This is a genomic window from Micromonospora sp. WMMD734 (genome assembly GCF_049178975.1).
Classification (GTDB): domain Bacteria; phylum Actinomycetota; class Actinomycetes; order Mycobacteriales; family Micromonosporaceae; genus Micromonospora; species Micromonospora wenchangensis.
The window spans coordinates 6,164,560-6,181,748 of sequence record NZ_JBMHMK010000001.1; the positions used below are offsets into that span (position 1 = coordinate 6,164,560).

The following is a 17,189-nucleotide window of genomic DNA, read 5'->3' on the forward strand; positions in this document are numbered from 1 at the left end:
CGTGGGACACATGCTGCTCGGAGATTACCGGTTCCGGCTGCCGACACGGCACGTTCCGGCACACCCGGATCACGGTGGCGGAAGATGTGCCAGCTGAACGAGGCGGACCCCCTCGCGCCGGGTGACCAGCCGACCACGCCCCGCCGGCAGCGGACCGGGACGGACCGCGCCGACCAGCTGCCCCTCGTCGGGGCTGCCGCTCATCACCAGACCGGCGGTGGACAGCTCCCGCAACCGCTGCACGACCGGCTCGTACTGGGACCGGCCCGCGCCACCGCAGCGGCGGGCCAGCACCAGGTGCAGGCCGACGTCCCGGGCCTGGGGCAGGTGCTCCTCCAGCCCGCGCAGCGGGTTCGCCGGGCCGCTGGCCACCAGGTCGTAGTCGTCGACCAGGATGAACAACTCCGGGCCGGACCACCAGGAACGGTCCCGCAACTGGGCCGGGGTGACCTCCGGGCCGGGCAGCCGCCCGCGCATGTAACCGGCGACCGACTCGATCAGCTCGGTGGTGTGCGCCGCCGCCGTGCCGTACCCGATCAGGTGGTCGGTCTCGACCGTGCCGAGCAGGCTGCGCCGGTAGTCGACCAGGATCACCCGGGCCTGCTCCGGGGTGAACCGGGTGACGATCGAGGTGGCCAGCGCCCGCAGGAACGACGACTTGCCGCACTCGGCGTCGCCGAAGACCACGAAGTGCGGCTCGGTGGCGAAGTCGAGCAGCACCGGCCGCAGGTCCGCCTCGGCGATCCCGACCGGGAACGCCAGGCCGGTGCCGGCCGAGGTGTCCAGGTCGGCGTACGGCAGCACCGGCGGGAGCAACCGCACCCGGGGCGCGACCGGCCCCGACCAGGCACCCGCCACCGCCTTCACCAGATCTGCGGTGTCCCCGCCGGTGAGCTGCGGCAGGGCGGTCAGGAAGTGCAGGCTCTGCGCGGTGATCCCCCGCCCCGCCTGCTCCGGCACGCCGGCCGCCGCCACCCGCTTCACCACCGAGTCGGACGGGTCACCCAGGCGCAGCTCCAACCGGGACCCGAACAGGTCCCGGATGCCGGGCCGGAAATCCAGCCAGCGCACCGCGCTCGCCACGACGTGCACCCCGTAGGACAGGCCCCGGGTGGCCAGGTCGGTGATCAGGGGTTCCAGGTCGTCGTACTCGCCGCGTAGGGTGGCCCAGCCGTCGACGACGAGGAACACGTCACCGAACGGGTCGACAGGGGGCTGACCGGCGGCGGCCAGCTCCCGCCGCCGCTTGCGCCACGCCGCCATCGACTCCACACCCAGCTCGGTGAAGCGGCGTTCCCGTTCGGCGAGCAACGTGGCGACCTCCCCGACCGTCCGCCGGACCACGGTCGGGTCGGCCCGGCCGGCGACCCCGCCCACGTGCGGCAGTTCCCGCAGCGCGGTCAACCCGCCGCCGCCGAAGTCCAGGCAGTAGACCTGCGCCTCGGTCGGGGTGTGGGTGAGCGCCAGCGCGCAGACCAGCGTCCGCAACGCGTGCGACTTGCCGCTCTGCGGCGCGCCGACCACGGCCACGTGCCCGGCGGCCCCGCCCAACGCCAACCACAGCAGGTCGCGGCGCTGCTCGTACGGCTTGTCGACCACCGCCACCGGCACCTGGAGGCCGCCGTGCAGCTCCGGGTTGGCGAAGGTCAGCCCCCGTTCGGGGTCGACGCCGGGCGGGCCGAGCAGCTCGTCGAGGGCGGGTGCCAGGTCCAGCGGCGGCAACCACACCTGGTGGGCCGGCGGCCCCTGCCCGGCCAACCGGCCGACCAGCGTGTCGAGCAGGCTCCCCGACGCCTCCTCGACGACAGGTGGGGCCACCGGGGCGGCCGGTTCGGGCGCCGGCACGACATGGGTGGTGAAGGCGAGCAGCCGGGCCGCCCCACCGCCGCCCCCGACCGGACCGCCGTGCCGGCGCAGCGGACCGGACACGTACGCGGCCCGGAACCGCACCAACGGGTCGGTGCCGGCGCGCAGGTAGCCGTGCCCGGGGGAGCGGGGCAGCTCGTGCGCGTCAGGCACGCCGAGCACCGTGCGGGACTCCAGCGCCGAGAAGGTCCGCAACCCGATCCGGTACGACAGGTGGGTGTCCAGGCCGCGCAGCCGCCCCTCCTCCAGCCGCTGGCTGGCCAGCAGCAGGTGCACCCCGAGTGACCGGCCCAGCCGGCCGATCTGCACGAACAGGTCGATGAAGTCGGGCTTGGCCGAGAGCAGTTCGGAGAACTCGTCGCAGACCAGCAGCAGCGACGGCAGCGGGGCGAGCGGCGCGCCGGCCGTCCGGGCCCGCTCGTAGTCGCGCAGGCTGGCGAAGTTGCCGGCCCGGCGCAGCAGCTCCTGGCGGCGCATCAGCTCGCCGTTGATGGCGTCCACCATCCGGTCGACCAGCGGTAGCGCGTCGACCAGGTTGGTGATCACGGCGGCGGTGTGCGGCAGCCGGTCGAAGGAGGCGAAGGTGGCCCCGCCCTTGAAGTCGACCAGGACGAAGTTGAGCTGTTCCGAGCTGTGCGTGGCGGCCAACGCCAGGACCAGGGTGCGCAGCAACTCCGACTTGCCGGAACCGGTCGCGCCGATCAGCAGCCCGTGTGGGCCCATCCCGTCCTGCGCCGACTCCTTGAGGTCCAGCTCGACCGCGCCGCCGTCCGGGCCGACCCCGATCGGCACCCGCAGCCGGTCCCGGGGCGACCGGGGCAACCACCCCTGGTCGGCGGTGAACCCCTCCGGGTCGCCCAGCCCGAGCAGCTCGGGGAGGCCGGGCTCGGCCCCGGGGGCGGCCTCGGCGCCCCGGGCGACGGCGGCGAGCCGCAGCGGGGCGAGCCGCCGGGCGACCGCCTCCGCGTCGACCACGTCCAGCCGGTCGGCGGTGCCCACCTCGGCGTGCCCCTCGGCCGACCAGGAGTGCAGCCGGCCGGCGCGGATCTCCAGCAGCAGGGCGAACCGGTCCAGCAGGCGCGGCGGCGGGGTGTCCAGGTCGAGTACGGTGACCGCGTCGATGCCGCCGTCGCCGGTCAGTTCGGTGGCGTCGGTCAGGTCACCGCCGTCGAGGAGCACCACCACGTGCGGGCCGTCGGTGGCCGGCCCGGCCGGGCTGAACCGGGACCGGCTGGCCAGCACGTCGCCGAGGAGCCGTTCCAGGTCGACGGCGGAGCTGGTGACCAGCCGGACGGGACCGAGCGCGTCGACCCTGCTCGGGTGGTGGGCGTGCGGCAGCCACTTCACCCACTCCCAGTGCCGACGCCGTTCCGGGCCGGCGCAGACGGCGACGAGCAGCTCGTCGGGGGCGTGGAAGACGGCGAGCTGGAGGAGCATCGCGCGGGCCAGCGCCTGCGCGTCGGGCGAGCCGGTGCCGACGCTCTGCGCCGCCCCGCCGGGGCCGGCCGGCTGCCCACCCCGGACGAAGACCCGGGCGAAGCTGCGCAGCGACAGCGCCACCGGCAGGTCCGGCACCACCGAGTACGCGTCGAGGAACCGCCGCAGCGCCCCCGCGGTCATCGGTTCCAGCTCCTCCAGCGGTCGGGTGACCGGCGGCACCAGCGGGGTGGCCAACGTCTGCGGACCGACGGCGACCCGCACCACGCCGAAGTCGGGGTCGCCCGGCCGGCGTTCCCAGACCCGGTGACTGTCCACCGTCGACCAGAGCCGGCCCGGGTCGGGATGCCGGTAGTAGAGGCCGGCCCGCTGCTGCCGGGCGGTCTGCCGGACCCGTCGCCGCAGGGTGGTCAGGTGCCGCAGGTACTCCCGGCGGGCGGCCATCATCTCCGACTTCCCCGGGCTGCCGGTGGCGCTGCCCCAGGAGGTCATCAGCATCGCCACCGAGGAGAGCCCGAACATCGCGCCCACCACGTACGAGTAGGCGCCGCCGCCCCGGCCGAACATCATCGCCATCGCCACCGTGCCACCGAGCATCGGCAGCACCATCAGCGCCTGCTGCCAGCGTCCGCCGGTGACCACCGGGATCTCGGGCGGACCCGCCACGGGCAGCTCGCCGACCGGGATCTCCGGGGCGGGCCGGCGCGGTGGCCGCTTGATGACGACAGTGGACAAAAGCACCTCCCTGTGGCGCTCGGTAACCCGAACCTGGCTCATCGTAGGTAAAGTGCGCGTCGTCCGTCAGCCGCCGCTCCCGATCGATATGGAGTCCAGTCGATGACCATCGGGCTGGCCAGGGTCACCATCAGCGCGCCCGGGCGACGCGTCGACGTGGCCCTGCCGGAGCAGATCCCCCTGGCCGAGCTGCTGCCCGAGGTGCTCCGGCACGCCGGGGAGGGGCTGGCCGACGACGGCGAACGGCACGGCGGCTGGGTGCTGCGGCGTACCGACGGGGCGGTGCTGGTCACCGCGCAGCCGCTGCTCCCGCAGGGGGTACGCGACGGCGAGGTGCTGCACCTGGTGCCCGCCCACGACCAGTGGCCCGAACTGGAGTACGACGACGTGGTCGAGGCCATCGCCGACGGCGCGCGCCGCCGGGGTGCGGCCTGGTCGCCGGCGACGACCCGGGCGGCCGTGCTGGCCGGCGCGGCCGTCCCGCTCGCCGTGGGGCTGCTCGCCGTGCTGGCCGCCGGTCCGGGGCAGCCCGCCGCCTGGCCCGCCGCGGTCGCGGTCGCGCTGCTGCTCACCCTCGCCGGCACCGCCGCCTCCCGGGCGTACGGCGACGGCCCGACCGGGGCCACCCTCGGCGGCTACGCCCTGCCGTACGCCGCCGCAGCCGGTGCGCTCGCGGTCAGCTCGGGCGACCCGGTGGGGGCGTTCCGGCCACTGCCCTGGCTCGGCGCGCCCGAACTGCTCGCCGGGGCGGTGGCGCTGCTCCTGGCCGCCGTGCTGGGCCTGCTCGGCGTCGCCACCCGGCTGCGGGTCTTCGTGGCCGGCGCGACGGCCGGCACGGTGGGCACGCTCGCCGGTCTGGGCGGGCTGCTGCTCGACCCGGCCGGCACCGCCGCCGTGCTGCTCTGCGTACTGGTCTTCGTCCTCGGGGCGCTGCCGCTGCTGGCGATCCGGCTGGGCAAGGTGCCGCTGCCGCCGATCACCCTGCCGGCCGGCCCCACGGGCGGCCCGGACGGTGTACGGGACCTGCCGGACCGGGCCCGGGTGCACACGGCGGTGGCCCGCAGCGAGGAGATGCTGACCGGGATGCTGCTGGGGCACGCGGTCGCGGTGGTGGCCGCCGTGCTGGTGCTCGCCGCCGACGGTGGGCCCGCCGGACGGGTGCTGGTGGCCGTCGGCGCGGCGGTGCTGCTGTTGCGGTCCCGGACGTTCGTGGCCGTCCGGCACCGGGTGCCCCCGGTCACGGCCGGGCTGGCCGGGTTCGCGGTGCTCGGGGCGGTGCTCGCCGACCGGCCCGGTGCCCCCGGTCTGCTGGCGTTGAGCGGGGGCGGGCTGGTCGTCGCCCTGCTCGCCGTCGCCGCCGGCACGACGTACGCCAGGCGGCCGGTCTCGCCGTACCTCGGTCGGGTGGCCGACCTGAGCGACACCGCGCTGGTGGTGGCGGTGGTCCCGGTGGCCTGCGCGGTGCTGGACCTCTACGACGCGGCCCGGGGCCTGCTGGGTTGACCGCCGCCGGCCGGGCGACGACGAAGGCCCGGACCGTCAGGTCCGGGCCGCTCGCGGCAAGCCGGTCAGTGCGCGGTGCCGCCCTGCGCCTCGGCGTCGCGGGCCCGCTGGTAGGAGGCCAGCACCTCGGCCTCGGCCTCGACCCGGCCGACCCAGGTCGCGCCCTCGACCGACTTGCCCGGTTCGAGGTCCTTGTAGACCTCGAAGAAGTGCTGGATCTCCAGCCGGTCGAACTCGCCCAGGTGGTGGATGTCGCGCAGGTGCTCCTGACGCGGGTCCTCGTAGGGCACGCAGAGGACCTTGTCGTCGCCGCCCTTCTCGTCGGTCATCCGGAACATGCCGATGGTGCGGCAGCGGATCAGACAGCCCGGGAAGGTCGGCTCGGGGACCAGCACCAGCGCGTCCAGCGGGTCGCCGTCCTCGCCGAGGGTGCCCTCGATGAAGCCGTAGTCGGCCGGGTACTGGGTCGACGTGAACAGGGTGCGGTCCAGCCGGATCCGGCCCGTCGCGTGGTCCACCTCGTACTTGTTGCGGTGACCCTTCGGGATCTCAACCGTGACGTCGAAATCCATCTCCCACGCTCCCTCGTCTGCCCACGCTGGCTGAACGGAACCACTGACGTCCCCGGTGCGGATGAATGGCCACCCGTCGGCTCCGGACGCCGCATAGTCTTCGGACCGAAGTAGTGTCACCCAGGCGAGTTCGGCGGCGGGAGGAGGGGGTCGTGGGGAGGGAAGATTCACACTACCGCCCGGAGGGGCTTGACGGTCGGGGATCGGGCCGGTCCGTGACCGGCGGTGCCACCGGTCGGGTCTCGGTGCCCGACGCGAACGTCCCCCGTCGCCCCGAGTCGACGCCCGAACCGCCGGTCACCGGTCGGACCGGCGAGCACCCGCCACCGCCGGCCTGGCGTCCGCCGTCGGCAGCCGGTGACCGGCCGGCCGTCGGGTCCGCCCCGGTGTCGCCCCCGTTCCCCCCGTCCGGTGCCGCCCCGGCCGTCGGTTCCGCGTCGGTCGCCGGTTCCGCCCCGGTTGCCGGCTCTTCCCCGCACCGGGGCGCGGCCCCGGTCGTCGGCCGTCCGGACGTGGCGTCGCCCCCTGCGGAGCCGTCGGCCCGTCCCGGTTCCGCGCCGCCCGCCACCGGCGCGTCGCGTCGGCGTCGACGGTGGGTGCCGGTGGTGCTGGTCCTCGTGCTGCTGGCGGGTCTCGCCGGCGCGGCGGCGGTGCTCCGCCCGGGCCCGGTCGCCGGCTGGCTGGGCGCGACGAGCACCCCGTCGCCCTCCGCGCGTCCCCCCGAGCCCGACCCGGTGCCGGTGCTCGCCGGCCCCGACGCCGCCGCACCGGCGCCGACCCCCGCCGGGGTACGCGCCGCAGTCGAGCCGCTGACCGTTTCCGCCGCCCTGGGCAGCCGGGTCAACCTGTCGGTGGCCGACGTGGTCACCGGCGAACCGCTGTACGCCAAGGGCGGCGACGACGCCACCGTGCCCGCCTCGGTCACCAAGCTCGCCACCGGGGTGACCGTGCTCAAGGCGCGGGGTCCCGGCTACCGGATCGCCACCCGGGCGGTGGCCGGGGCGAGTCCGGGCGAGGTGGTGCTGGTCGGTGGCGGCGACCCGACGCTGGCCGTGGACAAAAACGGCTTCTACCCCGGCGCGGCCCGCCTCGACGCGCTCGCGACGCAGGTCAAACAGGCCCTCGGCGGCACCGCGCCGACCCGGGTGGTGGTCGACTCCACGCTCTTCCCCGGCCCGGTCCACGGCCCGGGCTGGGACGCGGACATCCCGACCGGCGGCTTCGGCGCGTCGATCACCGCGCTGATGACCGACGGGGCACGCCGGGACCCGGTGGGGGCGCGGAAGAACTTCGCCGACAGCCACGGTGCGGCCACCCGGTACGCCGAACCGGACCTGGCCGCCGGCCGCTCGTTCGCCCGGCTGCTCGGCCTGCCCGAGGGCGGGGTGGTCCGGGGCACCGCACCGGCGGACGGCGGCGCGACGGCGACCGGCGCGCCCGCGCCCGGCACCGAGTTGGGCAAGGTCGAGTCGCTGCCGATGGTCCGGCTGGTCGACATCATGATCACCGACAGTGACAACGTGATCGCCGAGGCCCTGGCCCGCCAGGTGGCCCTGGCCCGCAACCAGCAGGCGTCCTTCGCCGGTGGCGCGGCGGCGACGGACGAGGTGATCGGCGAGCTGGGACTGCCGGCCGACGAGATCAGCCTCGCCGACGGCAGCGGACTGTCCCGGAGCAACCGGATCAGCCCCTCGCTGCTCACCGACCTGATCGCGGTGGCCGGCAACGGCACCCACCCGGAGTTGACCGCGATCTTCGGCGGCCTGCCGGTGGCCGCCTGGTCGGGCACCCTCGGCGGTCGCTACGAGTCGACGGAGACCGCCGCCGGAGCCGGCGTGGTCCGGGCCAAGACCGGCACCCTGACCGGGGTGCACGCCATCGCCGGCCTGGTCACCACCCGCGACGGCCGGCTGCTCACCTTCGCCGTGCTCACCGACCGGGCCCCGGCGGGCGACCCGGAGGTGACCCGGGCGGCGCTGGACCGGATCGCCGGCGCGCTGGCCGGCTGCGGCTGCCGCTGACCGGCGGCAGCCGACCTGCCCGGTGGGCGCGGCCTGTCCGGACCGCCCCGCCGTGGGGTGCGTCCGGGTCGGCTGCCGGGCGGCCCGTCGCGCGCAGCCGGCCGGGGTGTCGCGGCGCGGGTACGGTGGGTGGCATGGCGCAGTTCGTGGACTGGGATCTGGCCGCCGCCACCGCGGGGGCGCTGAGCAAGTCGGGCCCCCGCGTGTCGTACGCGGAGGCGACCGGGGTGGTCGGCGATCTGCGCCGGCTCACCGACGAGGCGGCCGGGCACGTCGCCGACTACACGGGGCTGCGCCCACAGGTCAGCCACCCGCCGGTGCGGGTGGTGGACCGGCGGGACTGGGCGGCCACCAACATCGCCGGCCTGCGTGAGGTGATCACCCCGCTGGTCAGCCGGCTCTCCGGTGACAAGCCGCCAGGCGTGCTCACCGAGGCGGTCGGCTCCCGGCTCACCGGGGTGCAGGCCGGCACCGTGCTGGCGTACCTCTCCGGCCGGGTGCTCGGCCAGTACGAGGTCTTCTCGGCCGATCCGGGGCAGCTGCTGCTGGTCGCGCCGAACATCGTCGAGGTGGAACGCAAGCTCGGGGCCGACCCACGCGACTTCCGGCTCTGGGTGTGCCTGCACGAGGTCACCCACCGCACCCAGTTCACCGCCGTGCCGTGGATGCGGGCGTACTTCCTGGGTGAGGTGCAGGCGTTCGTGGACGCCTCGCAGGGCACCGAGCACCTGGTCGAGCGGCTGCGCCGGGGGGTGTCCACCCTGTCGGACGCGGTCCGCGACCCGGACAGCCGCACCAGCGTGCTGGACATCGTGCAGACCCCGGCGCAGCGGGCCGTGCTGGACCGGCTCACCGCGCTGATGACCCTGCTGGAGGGGCACGCCGAGTTCGTGATGGACGGCGTCGGCCCGCAGGTCATCCCCAGCGTGGAGCGGATCCGGGCGGGGTTCAACCGCCGCCGCGAGGCGGGCAACCCGCTGGAGAAGGCGATCCGCCGGCTGCTCGGCGTGGACGTCAAGATGCGCCAGTACGCCGAGGGCCGCAAGTTCGTGCACGGCGTGGTCGAGCAGGTCGGCATGCCCGGCTTCAACAAGATCTTCGGTTCGCCGCTGACCCTGCCCCGGCTCGACGAGCTGGGCGACCCGGCCGCCTGGGTGGCCCGGGTGCACGGGCCGGCCGGCGCCACCCCGACCGCCGGCTGACCCCGGTGGCCGGCCGGCCCACCCCCGCCGACCCGGTGACCGGGCCGCCCCCTGCCGCCCCGCCGACCGGGCCCGTCATGAAGGAGGCCGTGGTCGGGCGGCATGGCACCGGTGCCGCCCGCGGGCCGTCCCCCGATCCGGCGGTGGCCGCCGTCCGGGTCGCGGTACGCCGTGCCCTGGCCGGGCTCCCCGTCGACGGGCCGGTGCTGGTGGCGTGCTCGGGCGGGGCGGACTCGCTCGCCCTCGCCGCCGCCACCGCCTTCGTGACGTCCCGGCTCGGCCGACCGGCCGGTCTGGTGACCGTCGACCACGGCTTGCAGGCCGGGTCGGCCGGGCGCGCCGCCGCGGTGGCCGAGTGGGCCGCGAGAGTCGGCTTCGATCCGGTGGAGGCGGTGCCGGTGACGGTGGCCGGTCGTCCCGGTGGCCCCGAGGCCGCCGCCCGGCAGGCCCGCTACCAGGGGCTCTCGAACGCCGCCCGCCGGCACCGGGCCAGCGCCGTCCTGCTCGGACACACCCGCGACGACCAGGCTGAGACGGTGCTGCTGGCGCTCGCCCGGGGGGCCGGCCCGCGCGGGCTGGCCGGGATGCCCGCCCGGCGGGACCTGGCCGGGGTGCCGCTGCTGCGCCCCCTGCTCGACGTCACCCGGGCGCAGACCCGCGACGCGTGCGCGGCGCTCGGCCTGACCCCGTGGCAGGACCCGCACAACACCGATCCGTCGTACGCCCGGGCCCGGGTCCGCGCCGACGCGCTGCCGGCGCTGGTCGCGGCGCTCGGCGACGGGGTGGTGGACAACCTGGCGCGTACGGCCCGACTGCTCGCCGCCGACACCGCCGCCCTGGACGACCTGGCCACCGCCGCCCTCGGCACCCCGCAACCCCGGCCCGACGGGGTGGGGCTCCCCGTGCGCGACGGTGGGGGACTGTCGGTCGTGGCGCTGGCCGGGTTGCCTGGTGCGGTCCGCAGCCGGGTGCTGCACGCCTGGGCGCGGGAGCTGGGGGCCCCTCCCGGTGCGCTCTCCCACCGGCACGTGGACGCGTTGGACGCGCTGGTCACCGCCTGGCGCGGGCAGGGCCCGACCGCCCTGCCGGGTGGCGTACGCGTCGCGCGTCGGGACGGCCGGCTGCTCCCCGTCGACCTGGGCGGCCCCGCTGCGGTGCGGTAGACAGGGCTGATGGCGTACCCCCGCAGTGCCCTGTTCGCCCCGCACGGTGCCGTCTCGACCAGCCATCCGCTCGCGGCGGCGGCGGGCCTGGCCGTGCTGCGGCGCGGCGGCAACGCCGTCGACGCGGCGCTGGCCACCGCGATCACGTTGACCGTGGTGCAACCGCCGTCCAACGACATCGGCGGTGACCTGTTCGCCATCGTCTGGGACGGCGACCGGCTGCACGGCCTCGCCGCCGCCGGGCGGTCACCGGCCGGGCTGACCCGGGAGGTGGTGCTGGCCGCCACCGGCGGGGTGCCGGCGGAACCGGTTGCGGCGCTCGGTGGCGCGCAGGCGTCCGGGCCGGCGATGCCCGCCCGGGGCTGGTTGCCGGTGACCGTGCCGGGTGCGCCGGCCGGTTGGCGGGACCTGCACGACCGGTTCGGCGTGCTGCCCTTCGCCGACCTGTTCACCGACGCGGTCGGGTACGCCGAGCACGGCCACCCCGTCTCGGCCGGCACCGCCGCCACCTGGGCCCGCGCGCTGGCACAGCCGGTGCCGGCGGGCGCCGAGTTCACCGAGTTCGACCGGGTCTTCACGGTGGCCGGCCGGGCGCCCCGGCCCGGCGAACGCTGGCGCAACCCGGCGGCGGCCCGGACGCTACGCCTGATCGCCGCCAGCGGCGCGGAGGACTTCTACCGGGGTGCGGTCGCGCAGGCGCTGGACCGGCACGCGGCCCGTACCGGTGGCCTGCTCACCGCCGCCGACCTGGCCGGGCACACCTCGACCTGGGTCGACCCGGTCAGCGTCCGCTACCGGGGGCACGAGGTGTGGGAGCTGCCGCCGCCGGGGCAGGGGCTGGCGGCGCTGCAGGCGCTGGGCGTCCTCGACGGTCTCGACCCGGCCGCCGGCCCGGTGGACCGGGTACACCGGCAGGTGGAGGCGGTCAAGCTCGGCTTCGCCGACGCGCACGCCCACGTGGCCGACCCGGACCGTGCCGACGTGCCGACCGCCGGCCTGCTCGACCCGGGCTATCTGGCGGCGCGGCGGGCGCTGCTCACCGACCGGGCCGGCGACCCGGTGGCCGGTACGCCCGAGCGGGGCGGCACCGTCTACCTCTGCACGGCCGACGCGGGCGGTCTGATGGTCAGCCTGATCCAGTCCACCTACCTGGGGTTCGGTTCCCGGGTGGTGCTGCCCGGATACGGTTTCGCCCTGCAGAACCGGGGCACCGGTTTCCGGCTCGACCCGGGCCACCCCAACGTGGTGGGGCCGGTCAAGCGGCCCTTCCACACGATCATCCCGGGTTTCCTGACCCGCGACGGCGCACCGGTCGGCCCGTTCGGGGTGATGGGCGGGCACATGCAGCCGCAGGGGCACGTGCAGCTGGTCGCCGCGACCGTCGACGACGGCCGTGATCCGCAGGCCGCCCTGGACGCCCCCCGCTGGTACTGGCACGCCGGCCGGATCCTGCTGGTCGAGCCGGCCCTGGCGGCCGAGCCCGGCCTGGTCGCGGGGTTGCGCGCCCGGGGCCACGAGGTCACCGTCGCCGACGAGCCGTCCGTCTTCGGGTACGGCCAGGCGCTGTGGCGTGACCCGGCCGGCGGCTGGGTGGTCGGCGCGGAGCCCCGGGTCGACGGCGCGGCGCTGGGCTACTGACCCCCGGCGCGGCCCCGGCGGCTCAGGCGGTGGGGACCCGGTCGCGGAAGGTGGTGCGGTAGCCCTGCGGGGTGGTGCCGACCCGCCTGGCGAAGTGGTGGCGCAGGGCGGCGGCGTCGGGGAAACCCGAGCGGCCGGCGACGCTCTCCACGCTCAGCCGGGTCTCCTCCAGCAGCCGGCGGGCCAGCAGCACCCGTTGGTTGGTCAGCCAGTCGTGCGGGGTGGTGCCGGTCTCGGCCCGGAACCGGCGGGCGAAGGTCCGCGGTGACATGCCGGCGCGGGCGGCCAGCTCGTCCACCGTGGTCGGCCGGTCCAGGTGCCCCATCAGCCAGCTCAGCACCGGTTCGAGGGTGGGCGCGTCGGGGGTGGCCGGGATCGGCGCCTCGACGTACTGGGATTGGCCGCCGTCGCGGTGCGGGGGTACCACCATCCGGCGGGCCAGCCGGGTGGCGGTGACCGAGCCGTGTTCCTGGCGTACCAGGTGCAGGCAGGCGTCGATTCCGGCGGCGGTGCCGGCACTGGTCAGCACCGGCCCGTCGGCCACGTAGAGGTCGTTGCACCGGACCCGGGCCGAGGGGTGGCGGCGTTGCAGCTCGTCGGCGTACTTCCAGTGGGTGGTGCACTCCCGGCCGTCGAGCAGGCCGGCCGCGCCGAGCACGAACGCCGCCGAGCAGAGGCTGAACACGTACGCCCCCCGGTCGGCGGCGCGGCGTAGCGCGGCCAGCACCGCCTCGGGCACCTCACCCCCCTGGGTGTACGCGGGCACGGCGACCAGGTCGGCGTCGTCGACCGGGGCGAGGTCGGCGTGCGGGGTGAGGCCGAACCCGGAGGCGGTACGGACCGGGTCGCCGTCGGCGGTGCAGACGGTGAACCGGTAGCCGGGGAAGTCGTCGTCGGTGCGGTCGGTGCCGAACACCTCGGTGAGCACACCCAGCTCGAAGACGGCCACCTGGTCCAACGCGATGACGGCCACCGATCGAATCATGTGACGAGGGTAACCGGAGAGATGGCAGGAAATCGAGGGTGTGTGGCATGGCTGCCACTGTCCCGCCCTGGACCGCCGGCGGAAACTGGGATGAGTCCGGTGCGCACCGGCGGCGAAAACCACTCAGAACAGGAGAAAGTGAGCGCCGCCATGCAGTTCCTGTTGTTCCTGCTCTTTCTCGCCGCGCTGACCGCCGCCTCGGCGTTCGGCCTGACCGCCGACACCCGCGACTCGGCCGACTGGAAGCCCACCGAGGAGGGTCGCCGCTGGCGATCCCGCACCTGCTGAGGTGATTGATTCCGTTGTGCCGGAAAATTCGGGGCGGGACCGCGCCAAAAGCGGCGGCCCCGCCGACGCGGGCCCTCCGGCGTACGGCAGGCTAGGGCCATGGCTGACGGCTCCTGGTACGACGCCGACATCGATCACGTGATCATCTCCGAGGCGCAGATCCGCGAGAAGACGGCGGAGCTGGCCAAGCAGGTCTCGGCGGACTACGCCGGGGTCACCGACGGACTGCTGCTCGTCTGCGTCCTCAAGGGCGCGGTCATGTTCATGGCCGACTTCGCCCGCGCGCTGGGCCGGCAGGGTCCGCCCGTCGAGCTGGACTTCATGGCCATCTCCTCGTACGGCCAGGGCACCACCTCCTCCGGTGTGGTGCGCATCCTCAAGGACCTCGACCGGGACATCGCCGGCCGGCACGTGGTGGTGGTCGAGGACATCGTCGACTCCGGGCTGACCCTGTCCTGGCTGCTGCGGTACCTGGAATCCCGGTCGGCCGCCAGCGTCGAGGTGGTGGCCCTGTTCCGCAAGCCCGACGCGGTGAAGGTCACGGTGCCGGTCAAGTACGTCGGCTTCGACATCCCCACCGAGTTCGTGGTCGGCTACGGCCTCGACTTCGGTGAGCGCTACCGCGAACTGCCCTACGTCGGGGTGCTCAAGCCCGAGGTCTACGCCCGCGCCTGAGCTCTGCCCGGACCTGTCGTCGTCGAGCGGACGTTCAGCGGGCTCCCAGGCAGTCCGACTACGGTGGGTACTGGTGGCGTGGGACATCTCCGCGTCCGGGACCCCGACCCGCGTGACCGGGCGGTCGACGGTTCCGGTGCGCACGTTCCCCGGCACGCCGGCTGAAACCCCGGTTCGCCGTACGCGTAACTGCGGGGCTCGCAAGCTCCCGTGTCGCGTGCACGGTGTACCGTCGAATGACCGCGGTGCGGCAGTTCGCGCGCCTCGGGGTCGAGGCCGGCCCGCACGGCGGCTCGACGCCGCCCCCGGCGGCGACACCATTCAGACGGTCAGGACGTCGATCAGGAGGATGCGGGCGCCTCGGCGCTCGACAACAGCATGGAACGTACGCGTTTCTTCCGCCGACCGGTGGTCTGGATCATCCTGGTCATCCTCGGCGCCGTTGTGCTCAGTCAGCTGTTCACCGCTGGTCCCAGCTACCACCGGGTGGACACTTCCGTTGCGCTCGACCAACTGCACACCGCCAAGATCAACAAGGTCGTCTTCCAGGACAAGGAGCAGACGCTCCAGCTCAACCTGGCCGAGAAGACCAAGTTCGGCGACACCACGACCGACCGGATCGAGGCCCAGTTCCCCTACCAGGCCGGCGAGCAGGTCTGGAACGAGGTGCTGGAGGCCAAGGCGGCCAACCGGGTCACCGGCCCGGCCGACGCCAAGGTGTCGTCCGACAGCATCTGGGTGAGCCTGCTGGTCAACCTGTTGCCGATCGCGCTGCTCGTGCTCCTGCTGCTGTTCTTCATGTCGCAGATGCAGGGTGGCGGCTCCCGGGTGCTCAACTTCGGCAAGTCCAAGGCGAAGATGATCACCAAGGACACCCCGAAGACGACCTTCGCGGACGTCGCCGGGGCCGAGGAGGCGGTGGAGGAACTCCACGAGATCAAGGACTTCCTCCAGAACCCGGCGAAGTACCAGGCCCTGGGCGCCAAGATCCCGAAGGGCGTGCTGCTCTTCGGTCCGCCCGGTACCGGTAAGACGCTGCTGGCCCGCGCCGTCGCCGGTGAGGCCGGGGTGCCGTTCTACTCGATCTCCGGCTCCGACTTCGTCGAGATGTTCGTCGGTGTCGGTGCCAGCCGGGTCCGGGACCTCTTCGAGCAGGCCAAGGCGAACGCCCCGGCGATCGTCTTCGTCGACGAGATCGACGCCGTCGGCCGGCACCGCGGCGCCGGCATGGGCGGCGGCCACGACGAGCGGGAGCAGACCCTCAACCAGCTGCTCGTCGAGATGGACGGCTTCGACACCAAGGGCGGGGTCATCCTGATCGCCGCCACCAACCGGCCGGACATCCTCGACCCGGCGCTGCTGCGTCCGGGCCGGTTCGACAGGCAGATCCCGGTCGACGCCCCCGACATGGAGGGCCGCAAGGCCATCCTGCGGGTGCACGCCAAGGGCAAGCCGTTCACGCCCGACGTCGACCTCGACGCGGTCGCCAGGCGTACCCCCGGCTTCTCCGGTGCCGACCTGGCCAACGTGATCAACGAGTCGGCCCTGCTCACCGCCCGCAAGGAACAGCGGGCGATCACCAACGACTCGCTGGAGGAGTCGATCGACCGGGTGATCGCCGGGCCGCAGCGCCGGACCCGGGTGATGAGCGACCAGGAAAAGAAGATCACCGCGTACCACGAGGGCGGGCACGCGCTGGTCGCCTGGGCGCTGCCGCACGCCGCGCCGGTGCACAAGGTGACCATCCTGTCCCGGGGACGCTCGCTGGGGCACACCCTGGTCCTGCCGACCGAGGACAAGTACACCCAGACCCGGGCCGAGATGATCGACACCCTGGCGTACGCCCTGGGTGGCCGGGCCGCCGAGGAACTCGTCTTCCACGAGCCCACCACCGGGGCCGGCAACGACATCGAGAAGGCCACCCAGTTGGCCCGCGCGATGATCACGCAGTACGGCATGAGCTCGAAGCTCGGCGCGATCAAGTACGGCACCAGCGGGGACGAGCCGTTCCTCGGCCGCAACATGGGCCACGAGCGGGACTACTCCGACTCGGTCGCCGCCGAGATCGACGGCGAGATGCGGGCCCTGATCGAGCTGGCCCACGACGAGGCCTGGGAGATCCTGGTGGAATACCGGGACGTCCTGGACAACATGGTCCTGGAGCTGATGGAGAAGGAAACCCTCTCCACCGCCGACATGGCCCGGATCTGCTCCCGGGTGGTCAAGCGCCCGCCGATGGCCCCGTACAACGGCTTCGGCAAGCGTCTGCCCTCCACCGAGCCGCCGGTGCTCACCCCGGCCGAGAAGGAGAAGCTCAAGGCGCAGGCCACGGCCGACGGCATCTCCGTCGGCGGGGCCACGAACAACTCGGACGGTCTGCACTGAACACCGACGCCGCGGCCAGCCCCGACAACCCGGGGCTGGCCGTCTCGTCCACCGAGCCCGGTGACGAGACGTTGGACTACGTCGCCGCCCGGTTGATCAGCGGCAAGCTCAACGGTCGCCCGATCGAGGACACCATGGACCTCGGCCGGATCGAGAAGGCGGTCCGCGAGATCCTCATCGCGGTCGGCGAGGACCCCGACCGGGACGGCCTCCAGCAGACCCCGGCCCGGGTCGCCCGCGCGTACGCCGAACTCTTCGCCGGCCTGCGGGTCGACCCGTCCCAGGTGCTCAGCACCACCTTCGAGGCCAACCACGAGGAGTTGGTGCTCGTCCGGGACATCGACGTGATGAGCCTCTGCGAGCACCACCTGCTCCCGTTCCGGGGCAGCGCGCACATCGGCTACATCCCGGGCCCCGACGGCCGGATCACCGGCCTGTCCAAGCTGGCCCGGCTGGTCGAGGTGTTCGCCCGCCGCCCGCAGGTGCAGGAGCGGCTCACCTCGCAGATCGCCGACCTGCTGATGAGCAAGCTGGAACCGCGTGGCGTCATCGTGATACTGGACTGCGAGCACATGTGCATGGCCATGCGCGGCATCCAGAAGAGCGGCGCCAAGACCATCACCTCGGCGGTACGTGGCGTGCTCCAGCACGACGCGAAGTCCCGCGCCGAGGCGATGTCGCTGATCATCCCCCGCTGAACCCCCGCCTGGACGGCCCGC

At 74.5% G+C, this 17,189-nt stretch carries 12 protein-coding genes; 9 read left to right on the forward strand and 3 right to left on the reverse strand.

Features of this window, described 5'->3' with window-relative positions; translation table 11 throughout:
- Nucleotides 1-69: 69 nt before the first annotated feature.
- Nucleotides 70-4,038 (reverse strand): type VII secretion protein EccCa, encoded by a 3,969-nt coding sequence (gene eccCa / locus ACN267_RS26745; protein WP_421489931.1) that lies wholly within the window; start codon nt 4,036-4,038, stop codon nt 70-72.
- A 102-nt stretch (nt 4,039-4,140) separates the two neighbouring features.
- Between eccCa and eccD the strand changes: the two genes are divergently transcribed.
- Entirely contained in the window at nt 4,141-5,541 is a 1,401-nt protein-coding gene (eccD, locus tag ACN267_RS26750; RefSeq protein ID WP_204957442.1) for a type VII secretion integral membrane protein EccD, read from the forward strand.
- Between the two features lie 65 nt (nt 5,542-5,606).
- On the opposite strand, the gene ACN267_RS26755 is transcribed toward eccD, so the two are convergent.
- Nucleotides 5,607-6,113: an inorganic diphosphatase gene (locus ACN267_RS26755; RefSeq protein WP_204927072.1), complete on the reverse strand. Its 507-nt coding sequence runs from the start codon at nt 6,111-6,113 to the stop codon at nt 5,607-5,609.
- Nucleotides 6,114-6,625: 512 nt separating this feature from the next.
- Between ACN267_RS26755 and dacB the strand changes: the two genes are divergently transcribed.
- The 4 genes from dacB (at nt 6,626) to ACN267_RS26775 (ending at nt 12,137) form a co-directional block, all read left to right on the forward strand.
- Entirely contained in the window at nt 6,626-8,134 is a 1,509-nt protein-coding gene (dacB, locus tag ACN267_RS26760) for a D-alanyl-D-alanine carboxypeptidase/D-alanyl-D-alanine endopeptidase (RefSeq protein WP_374760068.1), read from the forward strand.
- Nucleotides 8,135-8,268: 134 nt separating this feature from the next.
- Nucleotides 8,269-9,336 carry a zinc-dependent metalloprotease gene (locus tag ACN267_RS26765; RefSeq protein WP_281902289.1) on the forward strand — a complete coding sequence of 356 codons (1,068 nt, stop codon included), beginning with the start codon at nt 8,269-8,271 and terminating at the stop codon, nt 9,334-9,336.
- A gap of 77 nt (nt 9,337-9,413) precedes the next feature.
- Nucleotides 9,414-10,499, forward strand: a complete 1,086-nt coding sequence (gene tilS / locus ACN267_RS26770; protein ID WP_421489932.1) for a tRNA lysidine(34) synthetase TilS — start codon at nt 9,414-9,416, stop codon at nt 10,497-10,499.
- 9 nt (nt 10,500-10,508) lie between these two features.
- Complete coding sequence (locus ACN267_RS26775) at nt 10,509-12,137, forward strand: gamma-glutamyltransferase family protein (protein ID WP_421489933.1); 1,629 nt, start codon at nt 10,509-10,511, stop codon at nt 12,135-12,137.
- A 22-nt stretch (nt 12,138-12,159) separates the two neighbouring features.
- On the opposite strand, the gene ACN267_RS26780 is transcribed toward ACN267_RS26775, so the two are convergent.
- The gene (locus ACN267_RS26780) at nt 12,160-13,122 is read right to left on the reverse strand and encodes a GlxA family transcriptional regulator (protein ID WP_281902294.1); all 963 of its coding nucleotides are present in this window, start codon (nt 13,120-13,122) and stop codon (nt 12,160-12,162) included.
- Nucleotides 13,123-13,272: 150 nt separating this feature from the next.
- On the opposite strand from ACN267_RS26780, the gene ACN267_RS26785 reads away from it, so the two are divergent.
- The 4 genes from ACN267_RS26785 (at nt 13,273) to folE (ending at nt 17,168) form a co-directional block, all read left to right on the forward strand.
- Nucleotides 13,273-13,410, forward strand: coding sequence for a hypothetical protein (locus ACN267_RS26785; protein WP_169733054.1), 138 nt, complete (start codon nt 13,273-13,275; stop codon nt 13,408-13,410).
- Nucleotides 13,411-13,509: 99 nt separating this feature from the next.
- Entirely contained in the window at nt 13,510-14,085 is a 576-nt protein-coding gene (gene hpt / locus ACN267_RS26790; RefSeq protein WP_067302270.1) for a hypoxanthine phosphoribosyltransferase, read from the forward strand.
- Nucleotides 14,086-14,463: 378 nt separating this feature from the next.
- Nucleotides 14,464-16,470 carry an ATP-dependent zinc metalloprotease FtsH gene (ftsH, locus tag ACN267_RS26795; protein WP_145922108.1) on the forward strand — a complete coding sequence of 669 codons (2,007 nt, stop codon included), beginning with the start codon at nt 14,464-14,466 and terminating at the stop codon, nt 16,468-16,470.
- Nucleotides 16,471-16,505: 35 nt separating this feature from the next.
- Nucleotides 16,506-17,168: a GTP cyclohydrolase I FolE gene (gene folE, locus ACN267_RS26800; RefSeq protein WP_204958145.1), complete on the forward strand. Its 663-nt coding sequence runs from the start codon at nt 16,506-16,508 to the stop codon at nt 17,166-17,168.
- Nucleotides 17,169-17,189: the final 21 nt, after the last annotated feature.

What these genes read in the sequence shown, in the direction of transcription:
- ACN267_RS26765 (WP_281902289.1), top strand. Translation starts at nt 8,269, where the DNA reads ATGGCGCAGTTCGTGGACTGGGATCTGGCCGCCGCCACCGCGGGGGCG.
- ACN267_RS26775 (WP_421489933.1), top strand. Translation starts at nt 10,509, where the DNA reads ATGGCGTACCCCCGCAGTGCCCTGTTCGCCCCGCACGGTGCCGTCTCG.
- hpt (WP_067302270.1), top strand. Translation starts at nt 13,510, where the DNA reads ATGGCTGACGGCTCCTGGTACGACGCCGACATCGATCACGTGATCATC.
- ACN267_RS26785 (WP_169733054.1), top strand. Translation starts at nt 13,273, where the DNA reads ATGCAGTTCCTGTTGTTCCTGCTCTTTCTCGCCGCGCTGACCGCCGCC.
- tilS (WP_421489932.1), top strand. Translation starts at nt 9,414, where the DNA reads ATGAAGGAGGCCGTGGTCGGGCGGCATGGCACCGGTGCCGCCCGCGGG.
- ftsH (WP_145922108.1), top strand. Translation starts at nt 14,464, where the DNA reads ATGGAACGTACGCGTTTCTTCCGCCGACCGGTGGTCTGGATCATCCTG.
- eccD (WP_204957442.1), top strand. Translation starts at nt 4,141, where the DNA reads ATGACCATCGGGCTGGCCAGGGTCACCATCAGCGCGCCCGGGCGACGC.
- ACN267_RS26755 (WP_204927072.1), bottom strand. Translation starts at nt 6,113, where the DNA reads ATGGATTTCGACGTCACGGTTGAGATCCCGAAGGGTCACCGCAACAAG.
- ACN267_RS26780 (WP_281902294.1), bottom strand. Translation starts at nt 13,122, where the DNA reads ATGATTCGATCGGTGGCCGTCATCGCGTTGGACCAGGTGGCCGTCTTC.